The sequence below is a fragment of the Paenibacillus sp. GYB006 genome (genome assembly GCF_036577645.1).
Classification (GTDB): domain Bacteria; phylum Bacillota; class Bacilli; order Paenibacillales; family Paenibacillaceae; genus Paenibacillus.
This window is the reverse complement of sequence record NZ_JARBDA010000004.1, coordinates 1-20074: the sequence shown is the minus strand read 5'-3', so window position 1 is coordinate 20074 and position 20074 is coordinate 1. Positions and strand designations below refer to the sequence as shown.

General features: G+C 41.4%; 19 protein-coding genes and 1 riboswitch. Of the genes, 7 read left to right on the top strand and 12 right to left on the bottom strand.

Annotated elements, in window-relative coordinates; genetic code table 11:
* Window positions 1-65: 65 nt before the first annotated feature.
* Complete coding sequence (locus PV403_RS11165; RefSeq protein ID WP_213535097.1) at window positions 66-1802, bottom strand: ABC transporter ATP-binding protein; 1737 nt, start codon at window positions 1800-1802, stop codon at window positions 66-68.
* A gap of 143 nt (window positions 1803-1945) precedes the next feature.
* On the opposite strand from PV403_RS11165, the gene PV403_RS11160 reads away from it, so the two are divergent.
* The 6 genes from PV403_RS11160 to PV403_RS11135 all read left to right on the top strand — a co-directional run bounded on the left by PV403_RS11160 (window position 1946) and on the right by PV403_RS11135 (window position 9740).
* On the top strand, window positions 1946-3400 hold the full coding sequence (locus PV403_RS11160) for an ABC transporter permease (RefSeq protein WP_332084985.1): 1455 nt from the start codon (window positions 1946-1948) through the stop codon (window positions 3398-3400).
* Between the two features lie 13 nt (window positions 3401-3413).
* Window positions 3414-4931, top strand: coding sequence for an ABC transporter permease (locus PV403_RS11155; protein ID WP_332084624.1), 1518 nt, complete (start codon window positions 3414-3416; stop codon window positions 4929-4931).
* A 43-nt stretch (window positions 4932-4974) separates the two neighbouring features.
* Window positions 4975-6795 (top strand): ABC transporter substrate-binding protein, encoded by a 1821-nt coding sequence (locus PV403_RS11150; protein ID WP_332084623.1) that lies wholly within the window; start codon window positions 4975-4977, stop codon window positions 6793-6795.
* A 440-nt stretch (window positions 6796-7235) separates the two neighbouring features.
* Window positions 7236-7832, top strand: coding sequence for a hypothetical protein (locus PV403_RS11145; protein WP_213535100.1), 597 nt, complete (start codon window positions 7236-7238; stop codon window positions 7830-7832).
* A gap of 45 nt (window positions 7833-7877) precedes the next feature.
* Window positions 7878-8501 (top strand): DedA family protein, encoded by a 624-nt coding sequence (locus PV403_RS11140; RefSeq protein WP_213535102.1) that lies wholly within the window; start codon window positions 7878-7880, stop codon window positions 8499-8501.
* Between the two features lie 3 nt (window positions 8502-8504).
* Entirely contained in the window at window positions 8505-9740 is a 1236-nt protein-coding gene (locus PV403_RS11135) for a cytochrome P450 (protein WP_332084622.1), read from the top strand.
* Between the two features lie 155 nt (window positions 9741-9895).
* On the opposite strand, the gene thpD is transcribed toward PV403_RS11135, so the two are convergent.
* The 8 genes from thpD to ehuB form a co-directional block, all read right to left on the bottom strand.
* The gene (thpD, locus tag PV403_RS11130) at window positions 9896-10804 is read right to left on the bottom strand and encodes an ectoine hydroxylase (protein ID WP_332084621.1); all 909 of its coding nucleotides are present in this window, start codon (window positions 10802-10804) and stop codon (window positions 9896-9898) included.
* A 13-nt stretch (window positions 10805-10817) separates the two neighbouring features.
* Complete coding sequence (locus PV403_RS11125) at window positions 10818-11210, bottom strand: ectoine synthase (RefSeq protein ID WP_285748462.1); 393 nt, start codon at window positions 11208-11210, stop codon at window positions 10818-10820.
* Between the two features lie 3 nt (window positions 11211-11213).
* Window positions 11214-12500 (bottom strand): diaminobutyrate--2-oxoglutarate transaminase, encoded by a 1287-nt coding sequence (ectB, locus tag PV403_RS11120; protein ID WP_213535108.1) that lies wholly within the window; start codon window positions 12498-12500, stop codon window positions 11214-11216.
* Window positions 12497-13030 carry a diaminobutyrate acetyltransferase gene (gene ectA / locus PV403_RS11115; protein ID WP_213535109.1) on the bottom strand — a complete coding sequence of 178 codons (534 nt, stop codon included), beginning with the start codon at window positions 13028-13030 and terminating at the stop codon, window positions 12497-12499. The genes ectB and ectA overlap by 4 nt, the downstream gene beginning before the upstream one ends.
* Before the next feature lie 43 nt (window positions 13031-13073).
* Window positions 13074-13859: an ectoine/hydroxyectoine ABC transporter ATP-binding protein EhuA gene (ehuA, locus tag PV403_RS11110; RefSeq protein ID WP_332084984.1), complete on the bottom strand. Its 786-nt coding sequence runs from the start codon at window positions 13857-13859 to the stop codon at window positions 13074-13076.
* A 75-nt stretch (window positions 13860-13934) separates the two neighbouring features.
* Window positions 13935-14597: an ectoine/hydroxyectoine ABC transporter permease subunit EhuD gene (ehuD, locus tag PV403_RS11105; protein ID WP_285748455.1), complete on the bottom strand. Its 663-nt coding sequence runs from the start codon at window positions 14595-14597 to the stop codon at window positions 13935-13937.
* A 3-nt stretch (window positions 14598-14600) separates the two neighbouring features.
* Window positions 14601-15254: an ectoine/hydroxyectoine ABC transporter permease subunit EhuC gene (gene ehuC, locus PV403_RS11100; RefSeq protein ID WP_213535112.1), complete on the bottom strand. Its 654-nt coding sequence runs from the start codon at window positions 15252-15254 to the stop codon at window positions 14601-14603.
* A 1-nt stretch (window position 15255) separates the two neighbouring features.
* Complete coding sequence (gene ehuB, locus PV403_RS11095; protein ID WP_407082973.1) at window positions 15256-16110, bottom strand: ectoine/hydroxyectoine ABC transporter substrate-binding protein EhuB; 855 nt, start codon at window positions 16108-16110, stop codon at window positions 15256-15258.
* A gap of 348 nt (window positions 16111-16458) precedes the next feature.
* Window positions 16459-16602, bottom strand: a riboswitch (cyclic di-AMP (ydaO/yuaA leader).
* 330 nt (window positions 16603-16932) lie between these two features.
* On the opposite strand from ehuB, the gene PV403_RS11090 reads away from it, so the two are divergent.
* Window positions 16933-17058, top strand: coding sequence for a hypothetical protein (locus tag PV403_RS11090; protein WP_332084620.1), 126 nt, complete (start codon window positions 16933-16935; stop codon window positions 17056-17058).
* A 252-nt stretch (window positions 17059-17310) separates the two neighbouring features.
* Here the strand turns inward: PV403_RS11090 and PV403_RS11085 are convergent, their stop codons facing one another.
* The 3 genes from PV403_RS11085 to PV403_RS11075 form a co-directional block, all read right to left on the bottom strand.
* On the bottom strand, window positions 17311-17664 hold the full coding sequence (locus tag PV403_RS11085; RefSeq protein WP_332084619.1) for a hypothetical protein: 354 nt from the start codon (window positions 17662-17664) through the stop codon (window positions 17311-17313).
* 393 nt (window positions 17665-18057) lie between these two features.
* Window positions 18058-18972, bottom strand: coding sequence for a phosphotransferase (locus PV403_RS11080; RefSeq protein WP_332084618.1), 915 nt, complete (start codon window positions 18970-18972; stop codon window positions 18058-18060).
* 139 nt (window positions 18973-19111) lie between these two features.
* A complete protein-coding gene (locus tag PV403_RS11075; protein WP_332084617.1) occupies window positions 19112-19789 on the bottom strand; it encodes an SDR family NAD(P)-dependent oxidoreductase in 678 nt (225 codons plus the stop codon).
* Window positions 19790-20074 lie beyond the last annotated feature (285 nt).

The window sequence follows — 20074 nt, the reverse complement described above, 5'->3', positions numbered from 1 at the left end:
CAGAAAAAGTGAGCGCTATTGCATGCTCATTCCTTCTGTTTTTTCTACAATTCGTTATAAGCTTCTTATCCCTTAGGAACTGCAACAAAATGACCTTTGGATACTTCCACAAGTTCCGACTGTAATAGATTATATTTATCGGCACTTGTTTGTTCTTCTAATAGTTTGCGAGTTTTTTTAGATTCAATTTTGGGGTCAGGCACCGGAATGGCTGCAAGTAGAGATTTCGTATATTCATGCTGCGGATTAGCATATAGTTCTTCACTTTCCGCAAGTTCCACAATTTTCCCTGCATACATCACAGCCACCCGGTCACTGATATGTTTAACCATCGACAGATCATGCGCGATGAATAAATAGGTGAGTCCCAGCTTATGCTGCAAATCTTCAAGCAGTTCCACGACTTGAGACTGAATGGATACATCGAGTGCAGATAAGGGTTCATCACATACTAGAAATTTAGGTTCCACAGCTAACGCACGGGCAATACCAATACGCTGTCTTTGTCCGCCAGAGAATTCATGAGGATAACGCTCTGCAAAAGAAGGCTCCAGACCTACAAGATCCAGCAGCTCTTCGACTCGCTTTTTACGAGCCTCTTTACTTCCGCTCATATGATGAACATCCATGGATTCACCAATAATGTCCATGATCTTGAATCTGGGGTTGAGCGAAGCATAGGGATCTTGGAATATCATCTGCATATGTCTGCGCATCATCTTCATTTCTTTTCCATTTAAACGATGGATCGGCATGCCTTGATATAATACTTCTCCTGCCGTAGGTTCATGCAGCCGTAAAATGGATCTTCCGGTCGTCGACTTACCAGAACCGGATTCACCTACTACGCCTAGTGTTTCCCCAGGTGCAATATGAAAACTAATATTATCTACAGCCTTAACGATCTGTCCTCTGCCCATATTAAAATATTGTTTGAGTCCCGTTACTTCGAGCAGCGGTTCCTTGCTTGTATTAAGAATAAGGGAAGCGGGCTTCGGTTTCTTCTTCTCATCTAAACGAGGGAGTGCATGTAAAAGTTTTTGAGTATAAGGATGCTTCGCTTCCTCGAAAATTTCTTCCGTCGTACCTGTCTCTACTACTTCCCCATTCTTCATGACCACAACGCGATCACACATCCCGGCTACGACTCCAAGATCGTGGGTGATGAGTATGATAGAGGTTCCAAATTTCTCTTGCATATGTTTCATGACATTCAGAATTTGAGCTTGAATCGTTACATCGAGAGCCGTAGTCGGCTCATCAGCAATCAGCAAAGTAGGACGGCACGCAAGCGCAATAGCAATCATCGCACGCTGTCTCATCCCCCCAGAAAATTCATGCGGATACTGGTTATACCTAGTCTCACTATCCCTTATACCGACTAACTTCAACATTTCAATCGCTTCTTGCTTCGCTTCTTTTCTCGATAATTTGCGATGTTTTTTTAAACTTTCAGCAATTTGTTTTCCTACTTTTAAGGTAGGGTTAAGTGAAGTCATCGGATCTTGAAATATCATTCCTATATCTCTTCCCCGAATGGATTCCATCTCTTTTTCTGTTTTATGAGCCAAATTTTGACCCATAAATAGGATCTCGCCATCTTTCATCTGAGCAGGAGGTGTGGGAAGCAATCGCATAATGGAACGAGCAGTCACACTCTTACCGCTCCCTGACTCCCCAACAATGCCAAGTGTCTCTCCTTTTTTTAGTTCAAAACTAACCCCTTTAACGGCTTCAAACTCTCTTTCCTGATTCAAAAAAGAGACTCTTAAGTCTTTTACTTTTAAAATACTAGCATCCATAATGTTCACCTACCAATGATGTTTTCTTGAAACTATGTAAAATTTATACTTGGAAAGATTGACTTTTTAAACAGTGGTAAATAAAATATACTATATTGATCGGAATTAAGCAATTTAAACCGAAAGGAGGCCAAACCGTGGAGATTGCGAGAAAAAAACAACCAAGTCCTTCAACAGAGCTTTTCCGTCTATCAGACATCATTAGTGAAACTTACAAGAAGATAAGGGTTCGTCCTGCCTATTCGTTCTTCCTCTTTGTTGTTGGATTTCCGGTTCATTTATTTGTTTTGTTTTACTATTTATTCTATCGTAATCGATCTATCTCCACTGAAATCAGCACACAAGTGCAACAGGAATTGAATGAAGCCAATTTCTATAATGAGTTAGTAGAGCGGTACACTTTGCAATTAGAACGTAAACATGCCTTTTTCGATCAATCAGGGTCCGCTAAACAGATTCAAGAAACAGCAGAGAAGTGGGCGAACGATGCGCGTCTAGAGAAACAGGAAGAACTTATACGACTCCGCCTTGAGGAACGAGGACTTGAGAAACCTTCCTACGATCAAACTTTTCAAACACTAGTACATAACCCGCTGTTTCTTATCTTATCTTTTCTTCCCGGAATTCTGATGTATATGGTGATTCTGCTTTACAGTAATCCGTATACCAAATATGTAATGGAACGTTTCGTAATGACGATCTTCGTTATTATGGGTGTTGTCGTTATTGTCTTCACTCTCCTTTACATGTCACCTTTTGATCCCGCTGCCAACATTCTTGGAGAAGGTGCAACAAAAGAGCAGATAGCGAACTTCAACCATATTTATGGACTGGATCAAGGCTATCTTAGCCAGCTGTGGAACAACATGAAAGGGATTGCTTTGTTTGATCTCGGAACTTCCTATACAGGGAATGAAGATGTTGCCGCAAGCATTGCACGTAAGTTTCCGATTACGCTGACACTTACGCTCATCTCGCTCTTCTTTTCTGTACTTATTGCGATACCTGTTGGTATCATCTCGGCAACAAAACCAAATTCATTTTTTGATTATACGTTCATGTTTATCGCACTGCTCGGACTATCCATTCCGAACTTCTGGCAAGGGCTCATCTTTATTCTGAACTTTTCCATTAAACTGGGCTGGCTGCCCGCCACCTATAGTCCAGAAAATGCGGCTTCCATCATTATGCCGGTCGTTGTACTCGGTACAGGACTTACGGCTGCTGTAGCGCGGATGACGAGATCATCTACCCTCGAAGTCATTCACGAAGATTATATTATTACAGCCAAAGCAAAAGGTCTTAGTCGCCGGGTTGTACTGTGGAGACATGCAGTAGGCAACGCCATCATTCCTATTATTACGGTGATTGGTCTTCAATTCGGCGGGATGCTTGGGGGAGCAGCGGTCACAGAGAAGGTATTCAACATTAGCGGGATTGGAAGTTACATTGTTGATAAACAGTTTATTCCCGATATTCCCGGTATACTGGGCGGTGTTGTATACACGGCGATTACCATCTCCATTGTCAATGTTTTCATCGACATCTTGTATGCTTTTTTCGATCCTCGAATCAGGTCCAAGATGAAACAATATTAAAGCAGGTGCTGACATGTCTACTCTTACTGAACAAAAGACTCCTAGAATCGAAAAGAGTCAGCAGTTAAAATGGTCACCCGAGTATATGCAGTCTCAATTTATATGGGTTGTCTCTTTATTGATAACTTTGGTTTTCCTTGGAAGCAGTTATGATTTTGCAAATAGAACCATTAAGCCTGCTCTATTCACTGTATTTGCCGTCTACGCGCTGTTTACGATAATTCAAGTTCTGATTACTTGGTTTATTCGGCGGGATGTACTGACGTATGGCGAGATTAGATCTACGACAAGACGGCTCGGTTATGTGCAAGTGTTATCGATCGTCACCGGTAATCTCTTTACTGCGATTTTTGGCTTACATTTCATTAAAAAGAAAATAACAAGCGAGTATACGCTCGCGATCTACTTGCTTGTAACCCAGATTTGTGTCATCGCTGTATCCTCACTAAACTTGTTTAAACCTTATGTGACGGATACCTTTTTACCATCCATGTTTGTTTTGATCGGCATGACCGTGTTTTATTTAATCACCTTAATCCTTGTGGCTGTGTTTGTGGACCGCCGTCAGGCTCCTAAATGGATGATCTACATGGCGATTCCGCTGATGCTGACAAGTATTACAGGAAACCTGTTTGCTTTATTACTTGGTCTTGACTTGATCTTCAAAATACGCCAAACACTGAAACCAGGGTCTGGTAACTGGGAACGAATCTGGGGCAAAATTACGAGGAATTACAGCTCCATGTTCGGACTTTTTTTCATCGTATTTATGTTCGCCATATCCGTATCCAGCTACTTTACGTTTGACTACGATATGGCAGTCCAGAATAACTACAGTGCGATCCTCCAAACACCGAATCTTGCTTACCCGCTGGGTACAGATCATTTCGGTCGAGATCTATTTTCTCGTATTGTATTTGGAGCAAGGATCTCTCTCGTGGTTGGCTTTATCTCCACCTTAATTCCGGTTATTATAGGCGGAATACTTGGAGCATTTGCCGGTTACTATGGGCGCTATACCGACAACATCATCATGCGACTGCTAGATGTGCTGTATGCCATCCCAGGTATACTGCTTGCGATTGCGATCATTGCAGCATTTGGCGCAAATACAACGAATCTTATCCTTGCTCTCAGCGTAGGCTCCATTCCTACTTATGCGAGAACCATGCGAGCGAATGTCCTCATGGTCTCCAATTATGAATACGTTGATGCGGCTCGGGCTTTTGGATCAAGTAATCTATCCATTATTTTCAGACACATCGTACCGAATTCCTTTGCACCGATGATTGTCAAATCTACCTTAACTATTGGCGGTGCCGTTATTGCGACCAGCAGTCTGAGTTATTTGGGGCTTGGTGTTGAACCGCATATTCCTGAATGGGGGAATATCCTCAAAGTCGGCAGCACCTATCTGGAATCGCATTCCTACCTGGCAATCTACCCAGGTCTTGCGATTGTAGCACTTGTATTATCTTTTAACTTTCTAGGTGATGGACTTCGAGATGCACTCGATCCAAAAATTGATTAATTCACAAAATACAACTTGATATCAAACTTAAGGAGGATTTCACTTGAAAAAAGCACTTTTACCCCTATTCCTTGTCCTGATCCTGGTTATATCCGGCTGCAATGTGAATACGAAATCGGATGTAGCAGGAGAAAGTGAACCTGCTGAGAATACGACTACCACTGATCTTAAGCCTGTCGATATTGAACTGTTAGCCATGAGCAGTAACGAATCCGATGTAAATATCATTCGAGATCAGCTCATTAAAAACGGTTTTAATGTGAAACTGAATCTCCAGCCAGATTATGGAAGTTTTAAAGCGCAAGAAGATGCAGGCAACTATGATATTTCACTCTCAGGCTGGACTACTGTAACGGGTAACCCGGACTACGCGGTCCGTTCTCTTTTTAAAACGGGCGGTGATTACAGTAAACTAGCTGATCCTGAGGTCGATAAACTCATCGACCAGGCTGCGACAGAAACACCTGAAGAGTATACAGAAACGTATAAAAAACTCGAAGACTATCTTGTTTTTGATAAAGCTTATATCGCTCCACTCTATATTTCTCTAAAAAGCCAAGGATTTAACAAGGATGTACTGAATCCAGATACGATTCGCTTGTCTAAATCTCGTTCCCAAGTATGGGAATCTATAGAGTTTAACGATGCTTCCAAAAATACGATAGAACCGCTTCTTCTGACTCAGGCAGCTTCGACTCTAACTTCACTCGATCCGATTAAAGGTAATGATGGTTCGATTAACGCAATCAATACCAATATGTATGTTCGTCTTGTTAATCTAACGGATGATGACCAGATTACTTCTGAAGGATCTCTTTCATTGAATCATGGAATTGCTGCTGGCAATTCAGACTATTACTTTGTTCTGCGTGATGACATTAATTTTGCGAAAATTACCGATAAAAAAGCGGAAGACTCCGGTGAGCGTGTTGGTGCTGAGGATGTCATCTTCTCTTTAAACCGTGCTAAAGATCAAAATTCGGTACCAGATCACCGTACCTACTCCTTGCATGAACATATTAAAGATGCTGAAATCGTTACGGATCTAAGCTCACTTGAATCCATCAAACAAGCGGGATCAGGGAATCCCATTATTGATGTGCTGAATCAAGGTTTAGATCAAGGAATTACACAGCTCGTTAGTGATAAGACACAAGCAGATCATAAATCAGGTAAATATCAAGTTGTGAAAGTCACAACAACCGAACCTTTCCCGCAAGTATTGAACTATTTGGCTCACCAGTCTGCTGGAATTGTTTCTAAAAAACAGGTAGAAAGCATTAATACGTATGATGTAGCAAACTTTGACGTGAATAAAGATATCCCTTACGGAGATCAAAATACAGTAACCGAAGGAAGTTCTTACAATAATACGCTGTATGCAAGCGGTCCGTACATTTTGTCTTCCAAAAATGATTATGAAGCTGTATTTTATAAAAACCCAGGTTATATGACAGGTACAGAGAATGAGCCGAAGATTTCTGAGATTAAAGTAAAATTCATTAAAGATGCTGACAATGCTTTATCTGCCCTGCGTAGCGGAGAAATTCATATGTACTACGGTGTTCCTGAAACCAAATATGATTTGGTTAAACAAGACAGTAAACTGCAATTGCAAACCCTCGAAAGCAATGGAGTCAGCTATTTATTGTTTAATACAAAGGGCCGTGATGTTGCTGAAAGCGAAGATTTAAGAAAAGCGATCCTTTACTCCATTAATCAAGATGAAATTTTGTCATTCTACAATAATAATAAATTTAAAGCTGTATCCACGGTTAGTCCTATCGTTAAAACGGGTAATGAACTCGTTTCTGATCCCGCAAAAGTAAAACAATATCTGGCTAAATACCAGGAAAGTAAGTAATACCTATGTTTTAATTCAAAAAAAGGCCCTGTTCATTATTGTAGATGAACTTACATCATTCACATGTTCAAAAAGCTGCGTCTTCCGTTAGTTGACATAAGTCAAACACGGGAGGCGCTTTTTTGATAAGAAAATAGTACTAGTAATATTTCAATAAAGTAATTATTATTGATTGGTGAAAAGATACCCTCCGTCTGCTGAAAAATGTAAATTCCTGCCCAGCATATGATTGTTAACATTCACGTATACATGGTAGTAAGAATCAAAGCGATAAATATTACAGAATGTGGGATAAAAACACAATCTTGTCACCTTCCTAGTCCTAAGACCAGGTTTCATATAGACTATAGTCAAGATGTAGATTACTACCCTAGCATGTTTTATTTAGTTAGCTAGCAAGATAGAATAAGGTAACGTTGTTTTTGGAGGGGAAAAGAAACATGTCAGCGAATAGAGTTGTTTATATCGTTCTGACTTCGACAGGTACGTATTTATCGAAACTGATACAATTTTATACGAAAGCGTCTCTTAATCATGCATCCATTGCATTTGACCCAGAGCTAAAAGAGGTATATAGTTTTGGACGTAAAAATGCAGCGAATCCTTTTCTGGCAGGACTTGTCCGGGAAGATTATAGCTCACCATTTTTTCATTCATCTCACTGCGCTATATACACTTTAACCGTGACCTCTGAGCAGTATAATCAGATGCACCATCTTGTTCGGGACATGATGAAGAGACAGCATACATATAAATATCATCTTCTTGGCCTGATTGGGGTTATGCTCAACGTTGAACTCCGCAGGGAGAATGCTTATTTTTGCTCCCAATTTGTCTCTACTGTTCTAGGACACGGAGGAGCTCTGCCGGTACGTAAGCCGGCCCATCTCGTTACACCCGGTGATTTTGAGAAAACAGAAATTCTGAAAGAAGTGTATCGAGGCAGTTTATGGGATTATACATGCGAGTCCAGTGAACGATCTGTTCGAACGATGACAACATCGATGGATCGAGTAAAGGCGCATATTATTTCATAGCCGTGTTGTATTTTGCAATATGGGCGGATAGGATGTCAATTAACGATGGTTTATGATTTTTTACTAGAATTTATTGATCATTTCGGCTACATTGCTTTGTTTTTAGTATTGTGTTTGGGGCTGATCGGTCTTCCGATTCCTAATGAGGTTGTTCTCATGACGGCGGGTACGTTATCTGCTGCAGGAATCCTCTATTACCCTTTCGCTTATCTCGCCGTGAGCCTTGGAATCTGTTCAGCCATGACCTTCAGTTATGTGGTAGGTCGTTTTTTTATCAAGACAAGATTATTCCGAAGTATGCAGAAGTCACCCAAAACCGAGCGTTATTTTACAATCTCGGAAAAATGGTTTGATAAATACGGTGGTTATGCCATCGGTATGAGTCTGTGTTTACCTTTTCTTCGGCATATTACGATGTACGTTGCAGGAATGAACAAGATGTCTTATCGAAAATTTGCTCTATACGCCTACCCTTCTGCTTTTTTATGGACACTGGTCTATTTTCTATTAGGTATTGTCGTGAAAGATCAGATTATGGAAATTGGTACGATGATTGAGCATTATGGAACGATCCTTGTTGTTGCCCTCATTGTATGCTTATTGCTTTATTTACTATACCGATCATCTCGCAGCAAACAGCATCATAAAACCATTTCTGGGAGGAAATAACGCTTGAAAAATTCCAGTCAAGATCTCACTGAACAGGAGATTACCGCTTTTTTCAATGCCTATGACCCATTAATCCATCAAGATCCGTACCCTTTTTACACGAAAATGCTTCAATATCATCCGGCTTATTATATGAAAGAGCGAAACACTTGGATTATCTCAAAACATGAACATGTTCAGTTCATTCTAAAAAGTCCAACGTTTATTCGGGAGCGAAGCAGGCTTGAAGCAGAACCGGTGGTTATGGATTCTAGGTGGCGAAATATAAATGAGCTGGTGCAAGACTGGATGTTATTCCGTGATCCTCCGACCCATACCCGGCTTCGGAGTCACGTTGCTTACGCGTTTACTCCAAAGACACTGGAACAGAGCAAACCTCGAATTCGATCTATTGCTGAAAACTTGGCAGCAGATATGCTGAAAGAAACGAATCCCGAATTTATTCATGATTTTGCTTTTCCTCTTCCCGTTATGGTCATTGCAGATATGCTGGGTGTTCCGCAAGAAGATCGGAATATTTTTAAAAGATGGTCCAATTCTTTAGCGAGACTCCTTGATGTTTCCTTCTTATCTGAAGAACAGCTTAATGAAGGCGATCTTGCTGCGGCAGAGATTCGAGACTATTTCCGTCAACAGGTAAGAGTGCGCGCGCGAAATCCAAAAGAAGATATCATAAGCGAACTCATTCATGTGGAAAATAAAGAACACTTATTGTCGGAAGAGGAACTCATCAATAACTGTATTTTACTTCTCGTGGCTGGTCATGAAACAACGGTCAATCTCATCGGTAACGGAATGAAACTCTTTATCGAACACCCTGAATCTTACACGCTTTTGCATGATCAGCAAGAATTAATTCCATCTGCGGTAGAAGAAATCCTAAGATATGAAAGTCCTGTCCAGTTTACCAATCGAACAGCTGGTGAAGATATTCTGCTTGGCGATACGCTAATTAGACGGGGACAAGAAGTATTCGTATCCCTAGGTGCAGCTAACCGAGATCCTGACGTCTTTAGTGTTCCGAATCATTTCGATATTACGAGAAAGAAAAATCGGCATCTCTCATTTGCCGCTGGACCCCATTTCTGTATTGGTGCTCCGCTAGCAAGACTCGAAGCGATCACAGCTTTCCAGGTATTGTTGAAGCAGTACCCTGCCCTTAGTTTCTCCGGGCCTACTCCAATATGGCGAAATCAAATTTTGTTCCGCGGACTTGAAGCACTTCATGTGAAACTGTAATCGTAAAAAGCTGAAAGCCTATTATATAAGGGCTCTCAGCTTTTTTGTTATTTGAAAACAACGATTGTTTTAGGCGATGATCAAGATATTCTGTTGATCACAATATATAAAAAAGATAGGTCCTATTATATGGATACCTATCTTTTTAATGAAATCTATTTATTTTCTCGGTTAGCGATATAACTTGGTCTTGCCTGTTGACCAGAATATGGCTGAACCAACTTATTCTCAACACTGTTATATACCATAAATATGTTGCTGCGAGGGAAAGGCGTGATATTACTATTTGAACCATGCATAATGTTGCAATCGAATAATACGATCGAACCCGCCCTACCGACAGGTGTATCAATTCCGCCTTCCTTTACCATACGAGTCAGGTTGTCATGGTCAGGGACTCCATATTCTTGCTTACGCAAGGAATCTTTGAAATGATTATCTGGCGTCTTACCTACACAAGCCACGAACTCTTTATGTGACCCCGGGACAACCATAAGAGGTCCATTGAAATGAAAGTTATCTTCGAGTGCAATAGAACAGCTTAATGCTCTCATTCGAGGCATACCATCCTCCACATGCCAAGTTTCAAAATCCGAATGCCAGTAAAATTCTTTGCCCGTAAAACCCGGCTTATAATTAATGCGCGATTGATGGATATACGTCTTGCTTCCAAGCAAGTACTCCACGATGCGAAGTAGTTTCGGGTCTTGAGATAGCTTCTGAAATACGGGCTTAGTCTCATGGATGGCAAAAACAGATCGCACTTCGCTGCCCTCAGGTTCCCGAATAATCTGGTCGCTCTCCGATTGCCTAGCTGTAATCTGCAAATCTCGTGCTTCTTTTTGGTAATGGATTAGTTCTTCCTGATTTAAAAACCCTTCTAGAAACAGATATCCATGATGCTCATAGAAATCGGATTGTTCTTTCGTTACGGGTGAACTCGTATTCCATTCAGAGTGAACAACTGGGTCCTGTCTCTTCAAAATTCGAGGCTCGGTATGAATTCTTGAAGGATAGACGTCTACCTCTTTTTCTTGCAGTGTGGATATATGATTATTACTCATCGTTATCTCTCCTTTACTTCGAAATTTGGGAAAGCAGCGGGTATGTTCCTTCTTCATCATGAACTTCCGCACCTGTTAGTGGCGGATTAAACACACATATCATTCGCATTTGAGACCGAGCCCTCAGATAATGCTTTTCATGTCCATCAAGGGCATACATCATCCCTGGAGAGATTTGATATGTTTTCCCGCCGACGATTTCAATCTCACCTTCTCCTTCAATACAATACACAGCTTCAACATGGTTTTTGTACCAGATCAGTGTTTCAGTTCCCGCTTTAATAAGTGTGTCATTCAAGGAAAAACCCATCTCATCTTTGGTTAGGAGCAATCTTCTCGAGTTCCATGTCGTCGTGTCAATATCATCCTTCGTATGAATAATCTCTTCTAAATGTTTAACAATCATGATTCATCTCTCCTCTACAGATAATTGTTCCAAACTACGCTCCAGTACTTTCAATCCTTCTTTTAATGTATCGAGTTCAATGGTCAGTGGTGGCATTAGCTTCGCTACTTCACTATGCGGACCTGATGTTTCCATAATCAGCCCATGATCGAAAGCGATTTCAGAGAGTCTTCCAGCGAGCTCCTGTCTTTCAAATGCAAAACCTTGTATTAGACCTCTGCCTCGAGTTTCACCACGAAACTCCGGATACTTCACTGGAATATCCTCCAAAACTTTGCGAATAATCTTCGCTCTAATCTCTACATCAAGCTGAAAGTCCTTCGTCTTCCAATAATTAAGTGCTTCCGTAGCAGCAATGAATCCTAGATTATTACCTCGGAAAGTTCCGTTATGCTCACCTGGTTCCCACACATCGATCTCTGGTTTCAATAATGTAATAGCCATCGGAAGACCAAAGCCACCAATAGATTTCGATAGACATATAATATCCGGCTCGATACCGGCATCATCGAAGCTGAAGAATGGCCCCGTCCTACCACAGCCCATCTGAACATCATCAAGAATGAGTAAAATATCTCTTTCCTTACAGAGCTGCTCTAGACCCTTTAACCAATCTCGACTCGCAGAATTCAGGCCCCCCTCTCCTTGCAGAGCTTCTACAATAACAGCTGCTGGAATAGGAACACCGCTTCCAGGATCATCAAGTAGTTTCTTGATATATGCGAGTGTATCTACGTCATCTCCATAGTAGCCGTCATAGGGCATAAATACTGAGTGAGTAAGAGCTATACCCGCTCCTTCCCGCTTGAATGAGTTTCCTGTCACAGCGAGCGATCCAAGCGTCATACCGTGAAACGCATTTGTAAACGAAAGAATAGTGGAACGTCCTGTAACTTTCCTTGCTATCTTCAGCGCAGCTTCTACAGCATTCGTTCCCGTTGGTCCTGGGAACATCACCTTATGATTCCAGCCACGCGGCTTCAGGATCACCTCCTGAAATTGAGTTAGAAATGTTTCTTTCGCGTTTGTTGCCATATCAAGACTATGTGTAATGCCATCTTGCATCATATAGTCAATCAGCTTTTCACGAATCTGCTCATTATTATGGCCGTAGTTCAAAGCACCTGCACCTGCAAAGAAATCAATATATTTATTTCCATTTCGATCCCACAATTGAGCGTTTTTTGCCTTCTCGAATACCGTTTGAAAGTTTCGGCAATAACTTCTCACTTCAGATTCAAGATCGTTAAACACATTAAGTTCTGGCAATTCTAAAAGTTGATTATTCATAATACCCCTCCAATTGTTTCCATTTCATTGATGATTGGTCCGATAACAAACAATGGCTCATCCTCATGATTCGAACGATCTGGGAACATATCTGCACCATACCCTGCAGTAACGGTACTCGGAATTGATCTCTCCTCAGCAAAGCTCAGGAATAACCGGTGCGATGCCTTATTCGAAGGTGAGATGGTCGCTTCAATAAAACGCACGCCGTGGCACGCTTTTTGTTTCAAAAGATAGGTCAGCATGTTCTTTGCTATCCCTTGCCTTTGGTGTGTCCGAGCTACTGCGACCTGCCATACAAACAGCCGATCTTGATTACGTGGTGATCGAAATGCTGAAATAAATCCGATGATGTCTCCCTCATGTTCCGCAATCATACAGGTATCATTAAAATAATCCCCGAGCAGCATGTAACAGTAGGGTGAGTTTAGATCGAGCGTTTCTGTATCTCGGATGAGTTCCCATACGCTGGCTCCGTCTTTTGCTACCGGATTACGGTATATGATCTCGGTTTCCGTGTTCACTGCCATCTTAATGATGTCCCCCCTTCTATAATCATTTTTTTGGTTCATGTTAATTTCCTGAAGAACGAAAACGCTGCAGAAAGCTCTGTAATCGATCACTTTGTGGGTTATCGAATATCTCTTCCGGTGTTCCTTGTTCCACGATTTTTCCATCAGCACCGAAAATCACTCGGTCTGCAATTTCTTTGGCAAATTCCATTTCGTGTGTAATCAACATCATCGCCATCTCTCCTTCTTCAGCGATTTCGCGGATTACCTCTAGCACCTCACCCACGAGCTCAGGATCAAGGGCTGAAGTTACCTCGTCAAACACCATCACTTTGGGTCGCATTACAAGAGCCCTTGCAATGGCAACACGTTGTTTCTGTCCACCGGATAACTTGGATGGATACATCTTGAGCTTATCTTCCAGACCAACCTTAGTAAGCATCGTAACTGCGCGTTCCTCTGCTTCTTCTTTGCTTAAGCCAAGCACTTTACGTGGAGCCTCTGTCACATTGCGCATCACATTCATATGAGGAAATAGATTAAAATGCTGGAACACCATACCTACATTGCACCGCATCCGGTGCAGATGCTTTTCGTTTGCGCGAACAATTTCCCCCTTATACTCCATATGCCACAGTAGTTCTCCATCTACTTCAATTGTTCCACTGGTCGGTTCTTCAAGTGTCATCAGCATGCGTCCCATGGTTGTTTTGCCTGATCCGCTTGGACCAATAACAGCGACCTTTTCTCCCGGCTGCATCTCCAAATCAATACCATTTAGCACTTCTACATTTCCGAATGATTTCGTCACACCTGTGTATTTCACAATAGGAGATGTATCCGGCATCGCCTGATTCTTCTTTTCTTGTGCAGAAACTTCCGTTTCCTCACGTTCAAATACCGTGTTCATATCGATCCCTCCTTATCTTCCCCTTTGTAAATTCATGCGCTTCTCCAGCTGTTGCACGAGTAATGAAGCGATGTAACTAATAATGAAGAACAATACACCGACTAATGTATACGGCTCAAAAGCTCGGAAGGATAAAGATACGATATTCTTGGCTGTGAGCATAAGCTCAACCAACGTAATTGCACATAGAATAGGTGTCTCTTTGAACATAACAATTAGATAATTCCCAAGTACGGGTATGATTGGTGGAATCGCTTGAGGTAGAATAATTTTCTTCCAAGTTTGAGATTTCGTATAATTCAGTGCTTTTGCCGCTTCCCATTGACCTTTTGGAACAGCCTCGATGCCAGAACGATATACCTCTGAGAGGTACGTGCTGTAATGAAGTCCGAGTGCTATGACCCCCGTATAAAAAGCCGGAATGGAAATACCCATAAGTAACGGCAGACTGTAATAAAGAAAGAACACTTGAACAAGCAGAGGTGTGTTACGTATGAACTCTATAACTCCTTTTGTCACTAACGATAGAGGTTTAAATCGACTTCGTGCCATAAATGCGAGAAGTAAACCTACGAATAATGCCAGTACAAAGGCACAGATCGTAATCAACACCGTCATTTTTAATGCCCCAAGTAACTGCGGCAAAATATCAAATACATAATCCCAATTCCACATTTGTTATAGCCTCCCCGTTGTCAATTTCCGTTCAAGTAACCGAACAGCAATAGAAACAAGTGTAGCTATAACAAAATACATCAGCAGAAGCAGCACCAAGATCTCCGTTGTAAAGGAGATATAGTTATTGCGAAGCACCATCGCCTGATAGGTGAGATCTGCCATCGTAATGAAATAGACGAGAGAGGTTGACTTAATCAATTCCACCATCTGGTTCCCGAAAGACGGCAGCATTTGTAGTGAAGCTTGAGGAAGAATGACATGAGATAACCTTTGCCAGGGTTTCATATTTAGTGCTATAGCAGCCTCCGTCTGTCCTTTCGGAACTGCAAGCACTGCGCTTCGGACGATTTCTGATCCGTATGCTCCGAAGTTAAGTCCTATGGCAAGAATAGCTGCTAACATCTTCGGAAGTTCAATACCGATAAATGGAAGAGCAAAGTATAACCAGAATAATTGAACCAGCAGGGAAGTTCCGCGAAAGACCTCAACATAAATCGCTGAAATGGTACGTAGAATCCAAAGTTTCGATAGCCTGAGTAAACCGGCAATAAAGGACACGATGATTGCTAATATGGATGAGAAAAAAGCAACCAAGATCGTGATTTCCGCTCCTTTTAATAACGAAGGAAGAAAATCAATCCATGAATTCGGCATGTTATTCTCCGCAAAGCGCAGCAGCTGTCATATCGCCTGGAAGCTCATCCTCTGTGAATCCAAACTTTTGCAATATTTCGAGTAACTCGCCTGAGTCTTTCATTTTTTGAAGCTCTGCATTATATGCCTCTTGAAATTCAGTGTCTGCTTGACGAAAAGCTGTCGCCCCATATCCGCGAACACTCTCACCATCAACTGTAGGTTGGGTGAAGTCAGCAACACGCTCAATTTTATTATCATTGGCCGATTCGAGCATTGCCTGAAGTGATGGCCCCGTCATCGTTATAGCCTGCACCCGGTCAGCTTGAAGTGCGCTTATAGCTGAAGCTTGGTCAGGAACTTGAATAATGCGATCCGAGGGAATACCAGACTTTTCTAAATACTCGATTTCAACGGCACCAGTCATGACAGCGACTTTTGCTTCCCCGTTACTCGCGATACCTTCGTAACTTACAAGTTCTAGCGGATTCCCCTGCTTAACTGCAAGTGCTTCTCCAATGCTATACTCCGGGTCCGCGAATAAGACTGCAGAACAGCGATTAGGATTAATAAACATTCCCGCTGTAATAAGATCAAACCTTTTAGCTTGCAAGCCGGCTACTAATGAACCAAACTCTGTCAGCTCACCTCTCATCTCCTTCACGCCGAGCCGCTCTAGAATTACACGGGCTATTTCAACGGCTTCTCCTGTTAGTGTTCCATCAGCCTCTTTGTATGCGTATGGCTTTTCATTTGCAAATCCTACGGTGATATAACCTCTCTCGATCGCCTCGTCCAGCGGACTTCCACTTCCACTACATGCCGCTAGAGATATTACGAAGATCAAGGACATCACTAGAACAAAAACTTTTCTCAAGCATTCCACAACCTTTCTCCGTTTCTAGATTTTAAAAAATGACACAACTAATACACCAAGTAAACATACATTTTTACTTGGATTTAATGCTCGAAAATGTCTTTATCTGCTTACTTGAAACAGAAAACTTGACCCAAGTGTGCTCCGTACCTCCCCTCCAACTCAAGCACATCTTCACTTGTCAAAATAAGTACCCTTGGAAAGCATTGCCTCAGTAAACGAAAAAAGACCTCCAAACAGGGGATGAAGACATAGCTCCGCCAGCAGGGGGGTCAGTAAACAAAGACAAAGGCCCCTATAATTAATGAATAAAGGGCCTTTGTTATGTGAATTTATTATGTATGTATTAAAGGACCCATCCACTGCTGACGAGGTTAGCTGACGGACTCGGGTAAGATGGTACCCTACACATGGATTCATGTGACTCGCCCCTGAAAACTGGTTCCCCCGCTCTCCAGAAAGTGCTTCCTGAAAACTAAGCGTGAGTCCATAATAAAGGGATATTTTGGAAATGTCAAACCAGTTATGAGTATTTTTGGTGATTATCAATTGTTTTAACTAGGTTTAAATATTGGATAATCACTGAATTTTTCATGTGCTTTTACGTCATTTTAAACGTTGTATTAGACAAACTATAAACAGAGAGAATTCAGCTATATAGCAAGCATTTATTGAAGGAGGAGAATAATAAAAGGAGACTCTACTTTACGTCTTTTTATTCACTTTAGAATTCGGGTCAAGAAGACGAAAATTCAGCCTAATAAATTTCTTTTTAAAAACTGTTTATTGCTGTTCAGAGGAACGTTTCCTCAATGAAAGAGGATGATGCTTTTTGGTGAACTGCTCATACAACGTGCATGTGAAGAAGCCGAGCAGCTGATCAGAAGTACATTTTCATCTCATCCGATCTGGGGTTCAAAACTAATTATGATTAAGCCTTCTCCATAATAAATGAAAACTGTAGGGTAGGAACACAAGTAAAACAAACATTTTTTTCAAAATGACTTCCTCCATGTTAAGTATTATATAAATATGAACGAGTTGAGAGAAGAATGGTTGCAAACAAGAAGTGATGTAAAATCATGTTGAACTGCCCAATATCTTAAAGAAAAAGCAACCGGTCTATTGACCGGTTGCTTACTTTTTCTTCTTGAACTATCGTTTCTCCGTTAGTTCAAAGAACAGTTCATCAACAAATTATCACTTCACTCTTTCGGAAATATTTTCACTTATTTCTTCAGGATTTTCAACACCAATGATCAACTTTGATATTTTGAACTTACCAACTTGAAAGCTATTCAAATCTAAATGAAGAGTTTTAAGCTCATTTTCAAAAAAGTGCAGTTGATAACCACCCTTTGCTCTAAATAACCCGTTTCTCATTCCTCCTAATAAAGCACCATATAGTTTAAAAGCATTTGGTATCGGTCTACCTGTTGTTATTCCCTTAATTGAAGAGTATGGAATTTGCAACCCTTTATCTAATTTTAAAAAGGGTGAGTTTCCAAGGTCGATATTTATGTAGGTTTCCATTAATTGAATTTTACGTTCCATATTTTGAATCCTCCATTTTCAATTAATCCATTTATTTTACAACCCATAATTACATATAATACCACAAAAACCTCTTTTATCCTTAAAAGTCTAAGCTCTGCCCGTTTGCTTAACGCACGCCGCCAGTCTACAACTTTATTTTCTCAGTTTATCAAGACCTTAATTTAAGAAAGATAGATATATTAAAGGGTTTCACATATTAGTCATGACTAATATGTGAAACCCTTTATGTTCAACTATCGTTTCCTGTTAGCGCAACGACTTACTCGGTTGAATTTCGTGTTCCTCAACATAAAGCGGCATCAGAGAAGGCGGATCGTACCTTTTCGCGACCTTTAAACGACAAAATGGTGCCGATAGCCATAGCCCCGTAGCTGCAACGAAATAATGAGCCTAATCCGACAGTGCCCGCATGATGTTGGATTTCGCCTCTGCCGCGATCGCTTCATTCCCGTCATCGACCGCTTGCATTAAGATCAGTATGGGGATGTATACCGCGATCAGCCGCGCCAGCAGCTTCGTTTCCTCGTCCGCTCCTCCGTACGTTTCGAAAAACACGCCGCGAGCGTAAGGGGGTAAAAAGCTATAAGCAACGCTCAAATCGCAAGCCGGATGGCCTACGCTCAGATCGCCCCAATCAATGATGCCGGAAACGATCCCGTTCTCATTCACAAGCATATTTTTGAAATGAAGATCGCCATGTAGCAGTGCATTCACCGCCTCGACACGGTCCTTTTGCAGCCTACTAATATACGCTTCGATCACACCGGACTCCTCCGGCGACAAGTGTTCAACCACCTTCGATAGAAAGCCCTCCAGTTTCACTTTGCGCGATGCTATGTCCGTCAAGTTTCTATGATCTTGCTGAACTCCGCACTTCAGCGCCGCCTGCACCGGAAACTCATGCAATCTCCGCAAAAATTTCGCCAACGTCTCTGCCGATAATACCCGGCGTTCTTCCGTCAAGCCGATCGGGAAATCTCCTGGCACGTAAGCATAGCCAAGAAATGGTGCCGGGTATTCGTCACTTGCTTCGCCATAAAACAACGGTTTCGGATAGGGGATGGTCATATATGCCTCCAGCTTCGGCAGCAGCTTCCCTTCCATACGAATCGAGCCAACTGCAATCGTTCTTCTTGGAAACCGGAACACGTACTCGTCACCGATGAGAAAAACCGTATTGTCCCAGCCCCAGCCCAATCGCTTCACTTGCTTCGATGACAGCTGAGGGAATTGTCTGCCTATCAGCATTCGCGCCTGCTCTTCGTTAACCTCCCACTCCGCATCCCATACATTCGTTTCCCCCATGAATTGTCTACCTCCTCGTTCCTTACGTTATTTAGATGTTTACATTCCCTGGAAGTTACGCATAGTTGCTCGTTAGCTTAACGACAATTTTGGAAAAATGACCTCATGCGTACGCCTATAAAATCACAGATCAATTTTTTTACCATGCTTTTACCGTTTTTCCGTGTTCAAATTTATGCATAAGAAAAGTAAGTATTCTATCGGCTGCATACTCAGGTGTTTTTAACATCTTCTTATTTTCAGTGGCTCCATGCATGTCAGTATCAACCATACCTAACCTAATCGCCATTATTTTAACGTTCAATTTTTCTATACCAATACTTTTCGTAAATGTCTCTAGGCCAGCTTTTGATGTAGAGTAACAACTTCCGCCTGATGACAAATTATAGGATGACCCAGACGAAACATTTAATATTTTTTTCTCAACATTAAATTGCTCCGAGTATTTTATGAAACAAGATGTCAAAATCATCGGTGAAACCAAATTGATGTTCATCATTTGAATTATTGAAGTAGGATCTGTCTCCTCTATAAGCTGATTAAAAACAATACCAGCATTATTGATTAGATACATTGATCTAACATTTGATGAATCTATCTTCTCGATTACTTTTTTCATAAATTCATCAATTTCGTTTACGTTGTTCAAATCGAATTCGAAATAATCCATCTTATGCTTTTGGGAGTGAGCAAAAGCAATCAGTGATTCATTCTTTTTTCTTGAAACACATAGCAGATGATGATTTTTTGATAAAAGTTTTCTACAAAGGGCTTCGCCTATCCCACGTGAAGCTCCCGTCAAGATTATGTACTTCACTTCCGATCCCCCCAACCTAATCCATTCTTCAAAAATCAAAAAACTTATCAAATATTCTCTTTTTGTTATTCCACACTTATTTTTTCTTACCTTCTATAGAACTATCCTGCCGGTTAGCCGAACAGGCTGCAGAAGATCCGGCAGCCTGTTGTCATGGTACTATCGTTTTTCCGTTAGAATTCCTGTAAAACGAAAAATTTGGAGTTTGAATAAAAAAGAGCACCTCAGTAAGATGGGGTTACGCACGAGGTCATTGCCTCAAAAAGCCCATCTAGGAGGTCGCTC

Excerpts from the sequence above, each read along its gene's own strand:
- PV403_RS11080 (WP_332084618.1), bottom strand. The coding sequence starts at position 18,972 with ATGGGGGAAACGAATGTATGGGATGCGGAGTGGGAGGTTAACGAAGAG.
- PV403_RS11165 (WP_213535097.1), bottom strand. The coding sequence starts at position 1,802 with ATGGATGCTAGTATTTTAAAAGTAAAAGACTTAAGAGTCTCTTTTTTG.
- PV403_RS11155 (WP_332084624.1), top strand. The coding sequence starts at position 3,414 with ATGTCTACTCTTACTGAACAAAAGACTCCTAGAATCGAAAAGAGTCAG.
- ectB (WP_213535108.1), bottom strand. The coding sequence starts at position 12,500 with ATGAATAATCAACTTTTAGAATTGCCAGAACTTAATGTGTTTAACGAT.
- PV403_RS11085 (WP_332084619.1), bottom strand. The coding sequence starts at position 17,664 with ATGGAACGTAAAATTCAATTAATGGAAACCTACATAAATATCGACCTT.
- ehuD (WP_285748455.1), bottom strand. The coding sequence starts at position 14,597 with ATGTGGAATTGGGATTATGTATTTGATATTTTGCCGCAGTTACTTGGG.
- ehuC (WP_213535112.1), bottom strand. The coding sequence starts at position 15,254 with ATGCCGAATTCATGGATTGATTTTCTTCCTTCGTTATTAAAAGGAGCG.
- ectA (WP_213535109.1), bottom strand. The coding sequence starts at position 13,030 with ATGGCAGTGAACACGGAAACCGAGATCATATACCGTAATCCGGTAGCA.
- PV403_RS11145 (WP_213535100.1), top strand. The coding sequence starts at position 7,236 with ATGTCAGCGAATAGAGTTGTTTATATCGTTCTGACTTCGACAGGTACG.
- thpD (WP_332084621.1), bottom strand. The coding sequence starts at position 10,804 with ATGAGTAATAATCATATATCCACACTGCAAGAAAAAGAGGTAGACGTC.
- PV403_RS11140 (WP_213535102.1), top strand. The coding sequence starts at position 7,878 with ATGGTTTATGATTTTTTACTAGAATTTATTGATCATTTCGGCTACATT.
- PV403_RS11125 (WP_285748462.1), bottom strand. The coding sequence starts at position 11,210 with ATGATTGTTAAACATTTAGAAGAGATTATTCATACGAAGGATGATATT.
- PV403_RS11090 (WP_332084620.1), top strand. The coding sequence starts at position 16,933 with ATGATGCTTTTTGGTGAACTGCTCATACAACGTGCATGTGAAGAAGCC.
- ehuA (WP_332084984.1), bottom strand. The coding sequence starts at position 13,859 with ATGCCGGATACATCTCCTATTGTGAAATACACAGGTGTGACGAAATCA.